Source organism: Salinibacterium amurskyense (assembly GCF_002797685.1).
Lineage (GTDB): Bacteria > Actinomycetota > Actinomycetes > Actinomycetales > Microbacteriaceae > Rhodoglobus > Rhodoglobus amurskyensis.
In genome coordinates this window covers 1,138,961-1,155,638 of record NZ_PGFH01000001.1, presented here as the reverse complement: position 1 = coordinate 1,155,638, position 16,678 = coordinate 1,138,961, and the positions used below count along the sequence as shown (strand labels likewise).

At 62.4% G+C, this 16,678-nt stretch carries 17 protein-coding genes; 5 read left to right on the top strand and 12 right to left on the bottom strand.

Annotated elements, in window-relative coordinates; all coding sequences use genetic code 11:
• The first annotated feature begins 220 nt into the window (after positions 1 to 220).
• Entirely contained in the window at positions 221 to 499 is a 279-nt protein-coding gene (locus tag CLV85_RS05475) for a hypothetical protein (RefSeq protein ID WP_147433349.1), read from the top strand.
• A 152-nt stretch (positions 500 to 651) separates the two neighbouring features.
• On the top strand, positions 652 to 1,092 hold the full coding sequence (locus CLV85_RS05470; RefSeq protein WP_100388562.1) for an Hsp20/alpha crystallin family protein: 441 nt from the start codon (positions 652 to 654) through the stop codon (positions 1,090 to 1,092).
• 111 nt (positions 1,093 to 1,203) lie between these two features.
• Here CLV85_RS05470 and fgd read toward each other — a convergent pair whose 3' ends face one another.
• From fgd to CLV85_RS05455, 3 genes are all read right to left on the bottom strand, one after another.
• On the bottom strand, positions 1,204 to 2,220 hold the full coding sequence (fgd, locus tag CLV85_RS05465; RefSeq protein WP_100388561.1) for a glucose-6-phosphate dehydrogenase (coenzyme-F420): 1,017 nt from the start codon (positions 2,218 to 2,220) through the stop codon (positions 1,204 to 1,206).
• An 18-nt stretch (positions 2,221 to 2,238) separates the two neighbouring features.
• A complete protein-coding gene (gene coaD, locus CLV85_RS05460) occupies positions 2,239 to 2,727 on the bottom strand; it encodes a pantetheine-phosphate adenylyltransferase (protein WP_100388560.1) in 489 nt (162 codons plus the stop codon).
• An 87-nt stretch (positions 2,728 to 2,814) separates the two neighbouring features.
• Entirely contained in the window at positions 2,815 to 4,929 is a 2,115-nt protein-coding gene (locus CLV85_RS05455; protein ID WP_229820484.1) for an ATP-dependent DNA helicase RecG, read from the bottom strand.
• A gap of 116 nt (positions 4,930 to 5,045) precedes the next feature.
• Between CLV85_RS05455 and rsmD the strand changes: the two genes are divergently transcribed.
• Entirely contained in the window at positions 5,046 to 5,618 is a 573-nt protein-coding gene (rsmD, locus tag CLV85_RS05450; RefSeq protein WP_100388558.1) for a 16S rRNA (guanine(966)-N(2))-methyltransferase RsmD, read from the top strand.
• 12 nt (positions 5,619 to 5,630) lie between these two features.
• Here the strand turns inward: rsmD and thiL are convergent, their stop codons facing one another.
• Positions 5,631 to 6,623: a thiamine-phosphate kinase gene (thiL, locus tag CLV85_RS05445; RefSeq protein WP_100388557.1), complete on the bottom strand. Its 993-nt coding sequence runs from the start codon at positions 6,621 to 6,623 to the stop codon at positions 5,631 to 5,633.
• A 23-nt stretch (positions 6,624 to 6,646) separates the two neighbouring features.
• Here thiL and CLV85_RS05440 point away from each other — a divergent pair, with 23 nt between their 5' ends.
• Positions 6,647 to 7,183, top strand: a complete 537-nt coding sequence (locus tag CLV85_RS05440) for a DUF3515 family protein (protein ID WP_100388556.1) — start codon at positions 6,647 to 6,649, stop codon at positions 7,181 to 7,183.
• A 68-nt stretch (positions 7,184 to 7,251) separates the two neighbouring features.
• On the opposite strand, the gene CLV85_RS05435 is transcribed toward CLV85_RS05440, so the two are convergent.
• The 7 genes from CLV85_RS05435 to CLV85_RS05405 form a co-directional block, all read right to left on the bottom strand.
• Positions 7,252 to 8,370 (bottom strand): D-alanine--D-alanine ligase family protein, encoded by a 1,119-nt coding sequence (locus CLV85_RS05435; protein ID WP_100388555.1) that lies wholly within the window; start codon positions 8,368 to 8,370, stop codon positions 7,252 to 7,254.
• A gap of 3 nt (positions 8,371 to 8,373) precedes the next feature.
• Positions 8,374 to 9,405, bottom strand: a complete 1,032-nt coding sequence (locus tag CLV85_RS05430; protein WP_229820307.1) for an NAD(P)H-dependent glycerol-3-phosphate dehydrogenase — start codon at positions 9,403 to 9,405, stop codon at positions 8,374 to 8,376.
• A gap of 1 nt (position 9,406) precedes the next feature.
• On the bottom strand, positions 9,407 to 10,177 hold the full coding sequence (locus tag CLV85_RS05425) for a lysophospholipid acyltransferase family protein (protein ID WP_100388554.1): 771 nt from the start codon (positions 10,175 to 10,177) through the stop codon (positions 9,407 to 9,409).
• Positions 10,178 to 10,183: 6 nt separating this feature from the next.
• Positions 10,184 to 11,551, bottom strand: coding sequence for a UDP-N-acetylglucosamine 1-carboxyvinyltransferase (murA, locus tag CLV85_RS05420; protein ID WP_100389271.1), 1,368 nt, complete (start codon positions 11,549 to 11,551; stop codon positions 10,184 to 10,186).
• 8 nt (positions 11,552 to 11,559) lie between these two features.
• Complete coding sequence (leuD, locus tag CLV85_RS05415; protein ID WP_100388553.1) at positions 11,560 to 12,156, bottom strand: 3-isopropylmalate dehydratase small subunit; 597 nt, start codon at positions 12,154 to 12,156, stop codon at positions 11,560 to 11,562.
• Positions 12,156 to 13,616 carry a 3-isopropylmalate dehydratase large subunit gene (gene leuC, locus CLV85_RS05410; RefSeq protein WP_100388552.1) on the bottom strand — a complete coding sequence of 487 codons (1,461 nt, stop codon included), beginning with the start codon at positions 13,614 to 13,616 and terminating at the stop codon, positions 12,156 to 12,158. The genes leuD and leuC overlap by 1 nt, the downstream gene beginning before the upstream one ends.
• A gap of 99 nt (positions 13,617 to 13,715) precedes the next feature.
• Complete coding sequence (locus CLV85_RS05405; protein WP_100388551.1) at positions 13,716 to 14,123, bottom strand: DUF3592 domain-containing protein; 408 nt, start codon at positions 14,121 to 14,123, stop codon at positions 13,716 to 13,718.
• Positions 14,124 to 14,334: 211 nt separating this feature from the next.
• Here CLV85_RS05405 and CLV85_RS05400 point away from each other — a divergent pair, with 211 nt between their 5' ends.
• Positions 14,335 to 15,423, top strand: coding sequence for a Glu/Leu/Phe/Val dehydrogenase family protein (locus tag CLV85_RS05400; protein ID WP_100388550.1), 1,089 nt, complete (start codon positions 14,335 to 14,337; stop codon positions 15,421 to 15,423).
• Positions 15,424 to 15,557: 134 nt separating this feature from the next.
• On the opposite strand, the gene CLV85_RS05395 is transcribed toward CLV85_RS05400, so the two are convergent.
• Entirely contained in the window at positions 15,558 to 16,559 is a 1,002-nt protein-coding gene (locus CLV85_RS05395; protein WP_373296753.1) for a TerC family protein, read from the bottom strand.
• Positions 16,560 to 16,678 lie beyond the last annotated feature (119 nt).

Genomic DNA, 16,678 nt, shown 5'->3' with positions numbered 1-16,678 from the left:
TTCTGACGGTGGCGGCGCTCACGGAGCACACGACCCAACTCGATCATCGCGAGACTGCGACGACTGACGAGTCTGCACCCCTTTCGCGGGTGCGTTCGCCTCTCGATGATCTTCCCTTCTTCAGCGACTCGCGATCACTGTGGGATGCCGTTGGGTCGCCACCTGAAACAGCGCATTTTTGCGCGCCTTCCGCATCCACTTTTCTCACGAAAGACACCTCATGAACGCAACTCTGGCGGCCCCGAAAGACCGCCGTGACCATCCGCCCGGACCCAGCCCCGACGACGAGCCGCGCCGCGCGGCAGCACGTCGTGTGGGAGTCATCGACCGTCTTGCTCTGCATCTCGGCGTCGCTCTCATCACGTGGAGCCGCCGGCCGCACCGCGCTCGACTGCTCGCGCCGGCTGAACTACGGGCTCAACACCAGCTCCGCCGCGAGCGTGTGGCTCTGGCCCGTGCTCGCACCGAACAGAACTATCCACGGCTCATCATCCGATGAGAACTACGCACTCGACCGCCGCCGGCGCTCTCCGGCGGCGGTCGTTTCGTTGTCAGCGAACTTTGAGGAAAATGACTTGGCACTCTCGGGGTGAGAGTGCTAATTTTTGATTGTTGAGTCACGGTGACTCAACTTTGAGAAAGGGGTTTCCCATGACACTGTCATTTGATCCTTTTGCCGAACTCGACAGGCTCTCCGCAGCTGCCCAGTCCCGCGTCGGCACCCAGCCCATGCCCGTGGATCTCTACCGCCAGGCTGACGAGTACGTTCTCACCGCCGACCTTCCGGGCGTCGATCCCGGCTCCGTTGACGTTGACGTTGACGGTCAGCTCCTCACGATTCGCGCCGAGCGCACCGCTGGCGAACGCGAAGGAGCCAAATGGCTCTCGCAGGAGCGCCGCTACGGTTCCTACCTCCGCCAGTTCAGCATCGGTGCGGGCATCGACCGCGACAACATCAGCGCCAGCTACGACAACGGTGTACTCAGCGTGATCATCCCGGTTTCGGAGAAGGCAAAACCTCGCAAAATTGAGGTCAGCACCAACTCCGTGAACCAGGCTCGATCGACCGAGAAGGTCGCTGTCACGAGCTAGACGGCATGCAGTCGCCGGCGGCGTTGATTGCCGGCACAACAACGATGGGCGGATGCTTCACGCATCCGCCCATCGTCAGTTAAACCGTGTGCGCGTCTCGCGCTTTAGGCCCTACAGCGCCCGCAGTCGCGGAGCGATGTCGCGCTCGAAGAGTTCGAGGAAGCGACGCTGGTCGCCACCGGGCGCGTGGAATACGAGGTGATTGAGGCCGGCATCCACGTACGGTCGAATTCCTTCGACGATCTTGTCGGGGTCGTTACCCACGATCCACCGCGACGCGATCTGTTCGATCGGTAGAGCGTCAGCGGCGCGCTCCATCTCGATCGGGTCGGTGATGTCGTGCTTCTGCTCTTTGGAGAGCGCAAGCGGAGCCCAGAAACGGGTGTTTTCGAGCGCGAGCTCAGCATCGGTGTCGTACGAGAGCTTGATCTCGATCATCCGGTCGATGTCTTCGAACTTACGGTCGACCTTGGCTGCGCCCTCCTTCACGCCGGGGATCAGTGCATCGTTGTAGAGTTCCATGCCCTTGCCCGACGTGCAGATGAAACCGTCACCGGCACGGCCGGCGTAGCGAGCCACCATGGGGCCACCGGCGGCGATGTAGATCGGGATGGGCTGGTCGGGGCGGTCATAAATGCTCGCACCGTGAGTGGAGTAGTACTCCCCCTCGAACGACACGCGGTCTGAGGTCCACAGTTCGCGCATGAGGCGAACCGATTCACGCAAGCGAGCGAAGCGCTCCTTGAATTCGGGCCAGTCTTGCTCGCCGGCACCACGGAATCCGGTGGCGATCTCGTTGAGCGCCTCGCCGGTTCCCACGCCAAGCATGATGCGCCCCGGGTACAGGCAACCCATCGTGGCGAAGGCCTGAGCGAGCACGGCAGGGTTGTAACGGAAAGTCGGAGTCATCACGCTCGTGCCGATACGGATCGTGCTCGTGCGCTCACCGACCGCTGCCATCCAGCTCAGCGAGAACGGCGCATGACCACCCTCGTGACGCCACGGCTGGAAGTGGTCGCTGACCGCAACACTCTCCATGCCGTGAGCTTCGGCCGCCACCGCAATCTCTACGAGTTCACGCGGGGCAAATTGTTCGGCTGACGCTTTGTATCCGAGAGTGAGAGTCATAGACCCATTGTGCCGGTGTTAGTCGCGCGGCGCTTGCAAAAACTCAGAAACCACCCGAGGAACATACGGCGCAACATCTCCGCCGAGCGCCGCAACCTGGCGAACGAGCGAGCTGGAGACGTGCGCGTGCGCAGGATTCGGCAGCATGAAGATGGTCTCGACCGCAGCGAGGTCTCGGTTGACGATCGCCATAGGTGTTTCGTAGGCGACATCCACTTGAGACCGGATGCCCTTCACGATGACGCTTGCACCAACCTCGGTGCAGTAGTCCACGAGCAACCCCATACTCCAGCTTGTGACACGGATGTTGCCGGCGAACCGAGCATCCGCCACGGCCTGCTCCAGCAGCGAAACGCGCTGGGCAATCGGCAAAAGCGCCGTCTTGCCGGGGTTGTGCACGACAAGAACGTGCACTTCGTCAAAGGTTTTTGCTGCCCGCTCAATCACGTCCAGGTGGCCCAGGGTGACAGGGTCAAAGGACCCGGGAACGACAGCGATCCGACTCATGCTTCAACGATAGTGGCTGAGCCCGTTCCCCTACGTGGGAGTTCGCTGTGCGGGGAACTTGTTTTACCGAAGTTCGCTTTCGGTGAGCTAGTTCTTACCCAAGAAGGCTTCGGCACTCTCATCAAGGCGACGCTTCAATGCATCGGCGAGCGCCGGATGCTCAGCAAGATTCGGGTCGGCAACGAGAACACTCTGCGCCGCCTCGCGAGCCTCCGTGATGAGTTGCCCGTCGTTGGCCACGCGCAGCAGCTTGAGGCTCGAACGCCCGCCCGACTGCACTCCGCCGAGCACATCGCCTTCACGACGCAGTTCCAAGTCTTTGTTCGCGAGTTCGAAACCATCGAGAGTGGATGACACAGCCTCGACCCGCTCGCGAGCCAACGACTCCCCCTCGGCTGCTGTCACAAACAGGCACAGGCCGGGGACGCCACCACGGCCGACACGACCGCGCAGCTGGTGCAGTTGGGAAACCCCGAAGCGGTCCGCATCGAGAACCACCATCACGGAAGCGTTGGGCACGTCGACTCCCACCTCGATCACGGTCGTCGCGACGAGCACATCGATGTCGCCCGCGGCAAACGAGCGCATGAGCTCGTCTTTCTCGTCGCTCGAGAGCTTGCCGTGCAGCGCCTCGATTCGCTTACCTGCGAGAACCTCGTTGCTGCGCAGCGACGCCAGCACCTCGGTGACGTTGGCTATGGGTCGCGGCGGTCCGGCATCCGGATCGTCGGTTGTTTTCGGGGCGGGCTCACTGCCGGGTTCTTCTGTCTTGGCATCGATCGCGGGGCACACGACGAAGCCTTGCCGGCCGATAGCCAGTTCTTCGGCCAGCCGTTGCCAGACGCGTGACACCCAGCCGGGCTTCTCGGCCAGCGGCACAACGTGACTGCTGATCGGTTGGCGACCGGCTGGCAACTCGGCGATGGATGAAATGTCGAGGTCGCCGAAGACCGTCATTGCGACGGTGCGCGGAATCGGCGTTGCGGTGAGGACGAGAACGTGGGGCGGCTTGGCGCCTTTGAGCCGCAGAGCCTCGCGCTGGTCGACGCCAAAGCGGTGCTGCTCATCGACGACGACGAGACCGAGATCGACGAAGCTGACCGCATCGCCCAAGAGTGCGTGCGTACCGATGACGATGCGCGAAGCACCCGAGACGGTCGCCAGCAGGGCCTTCTTGCGCTCTACCGTGGGCAATTGGCCGGTGATGAGGGTCGGGCGCAATTCGGCCGCGAGATCGGGACCCAGCGTTCGCACGATCGACCGAAAGTGTTGATGAGCGAGCACTTCGGTGGGCGCCAGCAACGCCGACTGGCCACCGGATTGCGCAACAGCCAACATCGCCCGCAGCGCGACGAGCGTCTTACCGGAACCCACTTCACCCTGCACCAGGCGATTCATCGGCACAGGCTCGGCAAGGTCATGGAAGATCTGCTCGCCGACGGACTGCTGGTCGCCCGTGAGCGTAAACGGCAACGCAGCATCGAAACCCTCGAGCAGGGAGCCAGCCGTGCGCGCAATCGCCTCAGACTCACGCTGCTTCTGGCGCTGCTGCAAGAGAGCGGACTGCAGCACAAAAGCTTCTTGAAAGCGCAAGGCATCGCGAGCGCTGCGCCAATCGGAGTCGACCTTGGGGCGGTGCACGAGCTCAAGCGCCTGCGAATATCGCAGTAGTTCGCGTTCGCGGCGCACGGCATCCGGAACCGGGTCTTCGAGCGGGCCAAGCGTATCGAGCACAACCTCGACCGCTTTCTGAATCTGCCAACTCGCGACAGTGGAAGTCGCGGGGTAAATCGGGATCGGCTGCTCTGCCCACCCCTTAGCCTGCTCGGGCTTCTTCAGCTCAAGAGCATCGCGGTCGAAAAGTTCGTAATCGGGATGCGCCAGTTGACGCGTGCCACGGTATTGGCCGACCTTGCCAGCAAAGATTCCGCGAACGCCCGGAAGGAGCTCGTTGGCCCGCCACGCCTGATTGAAGAACGTGAGGGTCAGGATGCCCGTGCCGTCGCTGATCGACACCTCAAGAATCGAACCGCGCTTGTTGCGCATGGGGCGATTACGCACCTCGCGCACTTCTGCCACGATCGTGACCGCCTCATCCAGTGGCAATTCGGCCAGAGCGGTGAGCTCACCGCGCCGCGCATACCGTCGCGGATAGTGCGTCATGAGGTCGCCCACCGTGAGCAAACCAAGGCCGCGCTGCATGGAAGTAGCAGTGCGCCCACCCAGCACAGCGCTGAGCTTTTGGTCAAGGGGCGAGGTCACTCTAGAAGAGTACCCGCGACCACTGGCGTTCTTCAGACGGCTAGGCTCGAAAGGCCATGACACGCATAATCGCCGGATACGCCGGCTCCCTGACGATTGCCGTTCCCAGCGCGGGCACGCGCCCCACGAGCGACCGCCTGCGCGAAGCGATCTTCTCCGCGCTTGAGGCTCGCGACGCCATCGACGGCGCCCGCGTGCTCGACCTCTATGCCGGTTCGGGAGCCCTGGGTCTCGAATCCGCCTCCCGCGGAGCACCGCACGTAACCCTGGTGGAGAAGAATCCGCGCGCCGCCGACACGTGCCGCAAGAACGCCACGCTCATCGCCGCGAAGGCTCCGCGCGGTTCGAAGCCAATCATTCTTACCGCCGCCCGCGCCGTGCACACCTTTTTGGAAACATCCGGCGATCAGTGGGATCTCGTCTTTATCGACCCGCCGTACGAACTCGGCAATGCCGAACTCGACGTTGCTCTCGCATTGCTCGCACCGCAACTGAGCCCTGACGCCCTCGTGATCGTGGAACGCAGTTCACGCGACCCCGAGCCAGAGTGGCCCGCCGGTCTCGAACTCGACCGCCGCAAAGACTACGGCGACACCACGCTGTACTGGGTTCAGCCCAGCGAGGCCTAATTCGAACGAGCGCTACCCCGCCGCGCCATCCCACCCGGCATACGGGTCCCAGCCACCACGCTCGGTGTACGCAACACCATCGACGAGAAGCCCTTCCCCCTCGACCACGCGGCCGATCGCCCGAAAACCTGCCGGCAACGTTGCCCCCTCGGGGAACGTCGCCAACAGCGAGTGATCTTCGCCACCATCGAGTTGCACTCGACCACCCACCGCTTCGGATGACAGGTCGAGACCCACTCCGCTAGCCGTCGCAATGCGGCGCGCATCAATCGCGAGCCCATCACTGAGGTCGAGCATCGAAGTGGCTCCCCCGAGCGCGGCGGCTTTGCCGTCCGCGATGGGCGGCGCTGGCCGGAGTTGGGCGGCGATGGCGTCGGGATGCTGGGTTGCGAGAGTAGCGGCGGCCGCAGCATCCGGTTCCCCGTCAACGACACCCTCGGTGAACAGCAATCGCAGACCTTCAGCCGCGAGACCCAACGTGCCGGAAACCGCAATCACATCGCCGACGCGGGCCCCTGACCGCAAGACGGGAGCGCGGCCTTCGAGATCTCCAAAAGCGGTGATGACAATTGTGAGAACGGTCGACACCGAAAGGTCGCCACCGATCACACCACTGCCGGGCGCGAGCGACTCGCAGCCTTCACGCAGTCCGTCGGCAATCGCTTCAAGCGACGAGACGGGAGTGTCGTTCGGGGCAGCGATAGCAACGACGAGGCCGGTGGGCACGGCACCCATTGCGGCGACATCCGACAGGTTCGTGGCCGCGGCTTTCCAGCCGAGGTCATACGGGCTCGACCATGCCATCCGAAAATCGGGGCCGTGGATCATCATGTCCGTGGTAATCACGACGCGCTTGTCAGGCGTCGCCAACACGGCAGAATCGTCGCCGGGGCCAATGAGCTCGGCTGCGGCAGAAGGCAGGCGGGGAAAAATGCGCTTCAGGGCAGCAAGTTCGCCAACGCCACCGAGAGTGTCAGGGGTCTCGCTCTCGCGGTCAATCGTCATGAACTCACGGTAGCCTGAAGGCGATGAGAACGACGACCCGCACTCCCCTGATCGCCCTGCTCGCGATGGTTCCTTTGCTGGCGACGATGGGCGGATGCGCGGCGATCGTGCCGCTCGAGCCCGGCGATGACGCGGGTAACCCGTCGTGCGCCGACGTCATTGTGCGGTTGCCCGATACTGTCGCGGGGCTCGACAAGCGCGAGACCAACGCTCAGGGCACCGGCGCGTGGGGCGAGCCGGCCACCATCCTGCTGCGCTGCGGCGTTGCGGTGCCCGACCCTACAGCCGAGCTCGCGTGCGTCACCGCCCCCGAAGATGGCATTGATTGGCTGCGCGACGATAGCGACGCCCCCAACTATGTCTTCACGTCGTACGGTCGCGATCCCGCGGTTCAAGTGATCGTCGACAGCGACGGCGACCCCGATATTGACGGCGACGAGGTCTCTGGTTTCGAGGCGCTCAGTGATGTCGCGGGAGCGGTAAGCCAGATTCCCGCCGACCGGTTCTGCGTCGCCCTCTCAGACACTCCTGCGCCGAGCGAGACAGAGTCGCCCGAATAGCTCGTTAGACACGACAGCCGCGACGTGGCGCACAGCCTGCAGAGGTCGAACGTCTCCGCTAACGCGAGTTAGCGAACGGTTTCGAGCCCAAGTTCTATGAGTTCGTTGATTAGCTCGGGGTAACTCATTCCGCTCGCTGCCCAACACTTGGGGAACATCGAAATCGGCGTGAAGCCTGGCAGGGTGTTGATCTCGTTCACCACGAACTCAGTGCCGTCGAAGAAGAAATCAACGCGGGCAAGCCCTGCCCCGCCGATCGATTCGAAAGCGCGGGCAGCGGTGCGCTGCATCTGCCAGAGTTCGCCATCGCGCAACGGCGCGGGGCAGATAAGTTCTGCGGCGGCCACATCGAGATACTTCGCTTCAAAGTCATAGAAGTCGCGGCCGGTGACCACAATCTCACCCGCGAGGCTCACCCGCGTCTCGCCACCATCGCGGCCCGAAAGCACTCCGCACTCGATCTCGCGACCGGTCATCGCCTGTTCGACGAGAGCGGTGGAGTCTTCCGCAAAGGCGGTAGCGAAGGCAGCATCGAGTTCTTCGGGGCTGGAAACCTTAGTCACGCCCACTGAGGATCCTGCGCGCGCGGGCTTCACGAAGACAGGGAACCCGAGGCTGGATGCGCGCTTGCGCCAGACATCCGGAGTTCGCTGCCAGTCGAGCGCCGACACGGTCACCCACGGTGCAACGGCAACACCGGCGGCCTCGAGCGCGAGCTTCGTGAAGTGCTTGTTCATGCCCATGGCAGAGGCGAGTACGCCGTTGCCGACGTAGGGCAATCCCGAAAGCTCGATGAGGCCCTGAACGGTGCCGTCTTCGCCGAAGGGGCCGTGCAAGATGGGGAACACGATGTCGACGTCACCGAGGCTGCGAACGCTGCCGTCGGCCTCCACCACGGTCATTTCGCGGGAGGCAGCCGAGTCAGGCCAGCGTACGCGTGTGCCGTTGTCGACGACCTCGGGCATCGCCTCGGGGTTGAGCATGAAAGTCTCGGCGTGATCGGGCTGCAGCGTAAATGCGCCGTCCCGAGTGATGCCGACGGGGATGACGGTGTACTTGTCACGATCAATCGCGGAGAGCACTCCCCCGGCGGTCGCGCAGCTGATGCTGTGTTCCGAAGAACGACCGCCGAAAAGCAGCACTACCGCCACAGGACCACTCGCGGTTGGTGTGGGCTGACTCGTCATCGTTTACTCCCCTTGAGGAAGGTCGTCAGTGGTGAGGTGTGGCGCGATATCCCGCGGGGCGAGCGTGCCTGCCAAGACTTCGGCCACCTGGCTAGCGATCGGCATGTCTACGCCCTTCGAGAGCGCGAGTTCGAGAATCGGCGCTACCGACGAGAGGCCTTCCGCTGTCTGGTTCATCTGCTTGATGACTTCAGAGAAGCTGTAGCCCTGACCCAGCAGGCGGCCGGCGGTGTTGTTACGCGAGAGCGATGACTCGCACGTCGCAATGAGGTCGCCGAGTCCGGCCAAGCCAGCCAGAGTCTCGGCACGGGCGCCAAAAGCGACCGAGAAGTCGGTCATTTCGGCGAGACCGCGCGTAATGATCGAGGCCTTGGTGTTCTCGCCGTAACCCACGCCATCCACAATTCCGATGGCAACAGCGATGAGGTTCTTGAGCACCCCGCCAAACTCGGTACCGATGACATCGGTGTTCACGAAGGAACGGAAGTAACGGTTGCGTGCGGTTACGGCAACGGCGGTTGCCGTTTCGAGGCTCGCGCTGCTCATGACCGCAGCGGTCGGCTGCTCCTTGGCAATCTCGAGAGCCAAGTTGGGGCCGGATGCCACGGCAACCCGGTTGGGATCAACACCCAACTCCTGCAGAATCACTTCACTCATTCGCGCTCCGGTGCCCTTTTCGACACCCTTCATGAGCGAGACGATAATCGCGTCTTCTGGAATGAGCTCGCGAACGATGCGCAGGTTCTCGCGGAGCGACTGAGCCGGCACAGAGAGGTAAACCTGCTCGGCACCATCCAAAACTTCATGCAGCTTGTCACTGGCCCAGAGCGAGCGTGGCAGGTTGATGCCGGGGAGGTAGTCGCTGTTGCGTTTGGACTGCGAAATTTCGCGAGCCAACTCGGGGCGACGTGCCCACAGCGCTACGTCGTTGCCGCCGTCAGCGAGAATCTTGGAGAACGTTGTTCCCCAGGAGCCGGCGCCGAGAACGGCGACGCGGCGGGGAGTTTCGGGCGTTTCGGCGTTGTCGTTGATCACGTTACTTACTCTCGAATCGGCCGGTCTCGCTTTGACCATGCTCGGCGGGGTTGTAGCGCACGGCGGGGGCGCTCTCTTGTCGCAATTCTTCGAGCAGCGACGTGATGGCAGTCATGAGTTTCTCCGTTGCCTCAGCGAGCACACGCGAATCCACATGCTTGCCCTCGTACTCCGAGAGATCGATGGGTTCACCAAAACGAATGTGAATTGTCTTACGGGGAAAAACACTAATACGTTTTGAGTACCGCGGCAGGATTTCTTGCGCGCCCCAGCTGGCGGTGGGGATGAGCGGGATGCCCGCTTCAAGTGCGGTGCGCACGGCACCGTACTTGCCTCGCATCGGCCACATGTCGGGTTCGCGGGTCAGCGAACCTTCCGGATAAATCACTACGGCAAGGCCTTGGTCGGCAATCTGACGAGCGGCCTTCATCGGATCGCCGCTCTGGCGCCCGCGCGGTACACGCTCGACCGGCACCTGACCAGACTTCTTGAGCAGCCACCCCACAACGGGAACCTTGAACAGCGACGCTTTGGCCATGTAGCGCGGCATGCGCCCGATCTTCCACATACCGACCCCGATAACGACGGGATCGATGTTGCTGTAGTGATTGGGCGACATGACGAAGGCGCCCTCAGCCGGAACGTGGTGAGCGTCGTGCAGTGTGAACTTCGCTAACGCGGTCATCGTGGGGAGCAAGAGAAAAGCGAGCACCCGGAAGGCTGCCGTTTTCTCCGACTTCACACGCTTCGGCTGCGGTGAGCTGGATGTCACCGGCGGCTATCCCTCGTAGACGAAGTCAGCGCCCAGCGATTCGAGCTTGTCTATGAAGTGTTCGTAGCCGCGCGCAATGATCCCGATGTTGCTGACTGTCGACTGACCATCAGCGGTCAACGCTGCAATGAGATGGCTGAAACCACCTCGCAGGTCGGGGATCTCAACATCCGCACCGTGCAGTGCTGTCGGGCCGATGATGACAGCTGCCTGCTCAAGGGGACGGCGAGGAACGCGGCGGCTAACCGACTCGATTCCCTCTTCGAAAACCTCGATATTCGCGCCCATCTCGACGAGCGCCGACGTGAAGCCCAAACGGTTCTCGTACACCGTCTCGTGTACGACGGAACGCCCTTCAGCCTGAGTGAGCGCAACGATAAGCGGCTGCTGCCAGTCCGTCATGAAGCCGGGATGTACGTCGGTCTCAATAACGACGGGCTTGAGCGCTCCACCGGGGTGCCAGAAGCGGATGCCGTCTTCAGCGATATCGAACGCGCCACCCACCTTGCGGAAGATGTTCAAGAAGGTCATGAGCTCTTGCTGCATGGCGCCCTCAACGAAGATGTCTCCGCCGGTGGCCAGAGCAGCGGATGCCCAGCTCGCGGCCTCGTTGCGGTCGAAGAGTGCGCGGTGGTTGTAACCGCTGAGCTTCTCGACGCCCTCGATGAAGATGACACGGTTGGGCTCGACGTTGATGATCGCACCCATTTTTTGCAAGATCGCGATGAGATCCATGATCTCGGGCTCGATTGCCGCGCCCTTGAGCTCAGTAACGCCCTGGGCGAGAACTGCCGTGAGCAGCACTTGCTCAGTCGCGCCCACGCTCGGGTAGGGCAGGTCGATGTTCGCACCATGGAGGCCATCGGGGGCAGTGAGGCGAATGCCCTCATAGCTCTTGTCGACGACAGCGCCGAAGGCACGCAAAGCATCCAAGTGGAAGTCGATGGGGCGGTCGCCGATGCGGCAACCACCGAGGTCGGGGATCAGCGCTTCGCCGAGGCGGTGCAACAGCGGTCCGCAGAAAAGGATCGGGATGCGGCTCGAGCCGGCAAGGGCATCAATCTTGGCGAAGTGCGCCTTGAGTACGTTCTTGGGGTCGAGGGTGAGTTCGCCGTCACCGGTCTCGGTGACCGTAACGCCGTAGGCCTCAAGCATCCCGGTAACGACGCCGACGTCGCTAATGGCCGGAACATCCCGCAGAACGCTGGGGGTGTCAGCGAGAAGCGCCGCCACCATTGCTTTAGTAGCAAGGTTCTTTGCACCGCGAACGTTGATGCGTCCACGAAGAGGCTTTCCACCATTAATGACGATTTGGTTGGAATGCAGACCGGATCGCTTGGCCGCCGCTGTTGCGTCTTGAGCCAATGGATTCATCGTTACCTCTACTTCGCTGGCAAAGTCTTGGGTCGCCATGATTCGCGGCGGCTTTCAAACTCCGTGATGTCTGTTTCGTTTCTCAGGGTGAGGCCGATGTCATCGAGGCCTTCGAGCAAACGCCACCTAGTGTAATCATCAATCTCGAATGTGAACTGTGCGGACCCCGCTGTTACGGTGCGGGATTCAAGGTCAACGCTCACTTCAAGTTCAGGGTCAGCCTCGACGAGGGCCCAGAGCGACTCGATGTCTGCCTCAGAAAGCTGCGCGGCCAACAGCCCTTGCTTTCCCGAGTTGCCGCGGAAGATGTCGCCGAAGCGTGAACTCAGCACGGCTTGGAAGCCAAAGTCGCGAAGCGCCCAGACGGCGTGCTCACGGCTGGAGCCCGTGCCGAAGTCAGAGCCGGCGATCAGGATCTTGCCGTGGCTGTAGGGCTCGCGGTTCAGAATGAAGTCGGGGTCTTGACGCCAACCGAAGAAGAGCGCGTCGTCGAATCCGGTCTTCGTGACTCGCTTGAGAAACTCGGCGGGGATGATCTGGTCGGTGTCGACGTTGCTGCGCTTGAGCGGAACAGCGATTCCGCTGATGGTCGTGATCTTGTCCATTAGCGTGACTCCTCAGCGGTCGTAGCGGCGAGCGCCATCTGCTCGGGCAGTGGGCTGTTTTCGAGATCCCACGGGCTTGAGAGCGTTCCGCGGATGGCGGTGGCTGCGGCAACGAGCGGCGACACCAGATGGGTGCGCCCTCCCTTGCCTTGGCGACCTTCGAAGTTGCGGTTACTGGTGGAGGCGCAACGCTCCCCCGGAGCCAGTTGGTCGGGGTTCATGCCGAGGCACATCGAGCAACCCGCGAATCGCCATTCGGCACCGAACTCTTCGACGATTTTGTCGAGGCCTTCGGCTTCAGCCTCAAGGCGAACGCGAGCGGAGCCGGGAACGACCATGACGCGCACGTTCTCGGCCTTCTTACGGCCCTGGATGATGGAGGTGAAGGCCCGCAGGTCTTCGATACGGCTGTTGGTGCACGATCCCATGAAGACGGCATCCACTTGGATGTCCTTCATTGGCATTCCGGCATCGAGTGCCATGTACTCCAGCGCTCGCTCCGCGGAGGCGCGCTCGGTGGGATCAGCAATCTCGGCGGGAACGGGAACGTTGTCGTTGAGCGAAACGCCCTGGCCGGGGTTGGTACCCCAGGTCACGAAAGGCTCGAGAGTGTTGGCGTCGAGGAAGACTTCGGCATCGAAGACGGCGTCATCGTCGGTCGCGAGGGTGTTCCAGTACTCGACGGCGGCATCCCAGTCAGCACCCTCGGGGGCGTGCGGGCGGCCTTTGAGGTAGTCGTAGGTGACCTGGTCGGGCGCGATCATGCCGGCGCGGGCGCCTGCTTCGATCGACATGTTGCAGATCGTCATGCGACCCTCCATAGAGAGGGAGCGGATGGCGCTGCCGCGGAATTCGAGAACGTACCCTTGGCCTCCGCCGGTTCCGATCTGCGCGATGACCGCAAGGATGATGTCTTTCGCGGTGACGCCGGGGCGCAGTTCGCCCTCGACGGTGATCGCCATCGTCTTGAAGGCCTTGAGCGGCAGAGTTTGAGTGGCGAGAACGTGCTCGACTTCACTCGTGCCGATTCCGAAGGCCATAGCGCCGAAAGCGCCGTGGGTGCTGGTGTGTGAGTCGCCACAGACCACGGTGATGCCGGGCATGGTCAGCCCGAGCTGCGGCCCGACTACGTGAACGATGCCCTGCTCGATGTCGCCGAGCGAGTGCAGGCGAACGCCGAATTCTTCTGCATTGTTGCGCAGCGTCTGAATTTGGGTACGGCTCGTGAGGTCGGCAATTGGCTTGTGGATGGCGAGAGTGGGGGTGTTGTGGTCTTCGGTCGCGATCGTCAGATCGGGGCGGCGAACCGGGCGGCCGGCCATCCGCAGTCCGTCGAAGGCTTGAGGGCTCGTGACTTCGTGCACAAGGTGAAGGTCAATGTAGATAAGGTCGGGCGTGCCATCGGCACCCTTGACGACCAGATGGTCATCCCACACTTTCTCTGCCAGGGTCTTGCCCATAGCGCACCTCTTTCGAATCAACGATCGCACCGCAAAGAGCGCGGCTCAATCTCTCTAGTCTACGCCGCGCGCAAGGCGCTTTTGCGACTTCGAAGTCGGCTAGCGATAGTCGTTGTCGAGCACGACTGCCGCTGCAGGATCGTCGTCGAGATAGTGCACTTCGGCCGCGGCATTCGCCGCGAGGGCCGCGGCTTTGTCAAAGGACTCCTCGTCGAAGGTGTGGTCGCCCAACGCCGTGTACGTTTCGCCGTCAACATCGAAGCTGAATTCGAGCCGCACGACTTGAACGGTGTGGCGGCCATCGCGGTGCGATTCCGCCACCGTATTGCCCGTGGGCACCGCTTCGGCAACGACGCCCTTGTCGAGAATCGTGGCCCGGTCATCCTGGTTACCGAGCGTCGCGAAACCGATGCCCGCGATGACGATCAACGGGACGACCAGAAACTTCACGAGGTTCCACACGGGGGTGCGGCGGGGCGGCTGGGGTGCCGCCGAAATGTCACTCATCAACTGCACTCTCTGTCATCGGCGTACACCGCAGAGCGGGGCGGCGACGACCGTTCCTGACGGTCTAAGCAATGGTCAGATCATAAGCCACTGGGGAACAGGCGACAGCACCGAAGCCCAGCGGTATGCTGACCAGAGCGCACCACCCTCGTGCTACCACCACTTGCCATTTTGTTGTTTTGCCCACAAGGCCCACACGCAGGAGAAGTACATGATTACGCAAGCATCCACGACGCTCGAGGCCCCGGTCTCCGCTCTCGAAAACGCCGAATTCAGTCACGAGAGAGTTCTCGTTTCAACGGGCAAGCGCTCCGGCCTGATCATCAGCGTCGCAGTCCACTCGACCGTTCTCGGTCAGGCCCTCGGCGGCGCCCGAATGTGGAACTACCCACACTGGACGGATGCCGTTGCAGACTCCCTGCGACTCTCTGCCGCGATGACGCTCAAGAACTCGGCCGCCGGCCTCAACCGCGGTGGCGGAAAGTCGGTCATCCATATTCCGATGGGTGTCACGCTGACGACCGAACAGAAGCGCGATGCGATGCTCGATCTGGGCGACGCCATCGAAAGCCTCAACGGCGCGTACATGACGGCAGAGGATGTCGGCACGAGCGCCGAACTCATGTCGGTTGTTGCGGAGCGCACCGAACACGTCTGTGGTCTCCCCGCCGATCAGGGTGGAGCCGGTGAACCCGCGGACGCGACTGCCGCTGGCGTTCACGCGAGCATCCTCGCCACCTGCGAAGCCCTCTTCGGTACGCGCGACCTTGCTGGTCGCCACCTCATCATCTCGGGCCTCGGCCAGGTCGGTGGCCGCCTCGCGCGTTCACTCACCGCCGCCGGCGCCGTGCTCACCGTCACCGACGTGAACCTCGACCGCAAACTGCTCGCCGCCGAGCTCGATGCCAACTGGGTTGACGTCGAAGAGGCCCACAGCGTGGTGGCCGACATCTTTGTTCCCTGTGGTCTGGGTGGCGTGCTGAGCCCCCGCGTCATCCGCGAACTCAACGTCAGCGGTGTCGTGGGCGCGGCCAACAACCAGCTCGCGCAGCACGACGGCGCAGAAGCACTGGCCGAGCGCGGCATCCTCTGGGCTCCCGACTTCGTGGTCAACGGCGGAGGCGTGATCTACCTCGACATGGCTTCAGAACCCGATGCGGATGCTGACGCGATCGCGAAGCGCGTGGAAGCTATCGGTGACACGGTCACGACCATCTTCCGCGACGCCTCAGCCCAGGGCATCACCACCTTGGACGCGGCGGAGCGCCTCGCGCAGTCTCGCCTCGTCACCACGATCTAGCCTTTCGCGCACTCTTTCGCAACAACAGAAACGCGCGGTGGCTGCGCCCACGAGCTTTAGCTCAGGGTGCAGACACCGCGCGTTTGTTGTGAGGACTGAGCCGTTAGGCGACGAGCGCTACCGGCGAGCTGCCTTTACTCACTGTCGACCGAGATAGCTTCACGCTTCTTGTCGCGGCTCATCTTGAGAAGGCTCGCGATCACGGCAACAGCCATGGCTACAAGAATCACGACGAGCGAGGTCCACGTGCCAATTTCGGGCGCCCACAGCAGCGGCTCTCCCCCGTTGATGAAGGGCAACTCGTTGACGTGCATCGCGTGGAAGAACAACTTCACCCCGATGAAGCCGAGCACGAAGGCGATGCCGTAGTGCAGGTACTCGAGCTTGTCGATGAGGTCGCCGAGCAGGAAGTACAGCTGGCGAAGCCCCATAAGCGCGAAGATGTTGGCCGTGAAGACGATGAAGGGGTCGGTCGTGATTCCGAAGATCGCCGGGATCGAGTCGATCGCAAAGACAAGGTCGGTGATGCCGAGTGCAACGAACACGACAAGGATCGGCGTGAAGACCTTCTTGCCATCGATGACCGTGCGCACCTTGCCGCCGTCGAACGTCGGCGAAATGTTGATGCGCTTGCGCAGGAAACGGATGATTCCGCTCTCGGTTTCTTCCATGCTGTCGTGGTCTTCGAACACTTGGCGGATCGCCGTGTAGAGCAAGAACGCACCGAAGATGTAGAAGATGAAGCTGAAGTTCTCGATGAGCTGAGCGCCGAGAAGAATGAAGATTCCGCGCAATACGAGAGCAATCAGGATGCCCACCATCAGCACCTCTTGCTGGTACTTTCGCGGCACCGAGAAGCGCCCCATGATGATGACGAACACAAAGAGGTTGTCAATCGAGAGGCTGTACTCCGTGACCCAACCGGCAATGAATTGTCCGGCCTGCTCCACGTCGCCCAGTAAGAACATCATGAGCGCAAAGATCAGCGCGAGCGTGACGTAGAAGCCAACCCACAGCGCGGATTCTTTAGTGCTCGGGATGTGCGGGCGCTTGTACGCCATGATGAGGTCGGCTGCGAGGATGATCAGCAGCACAGTCAGCGACGTGACTTCGAACCAGATAGGCAGAGTGGTCAAGAGAATCCATTCGAGGGTTTCGAGGCGTAGCAGGTCTCGAAAGTCTCTCCCGCATCCAGAAACCGAGTGGATGCCGCTGCCCCGGAACCACTACTGAGTGGTTCGTATTGACGAGGACA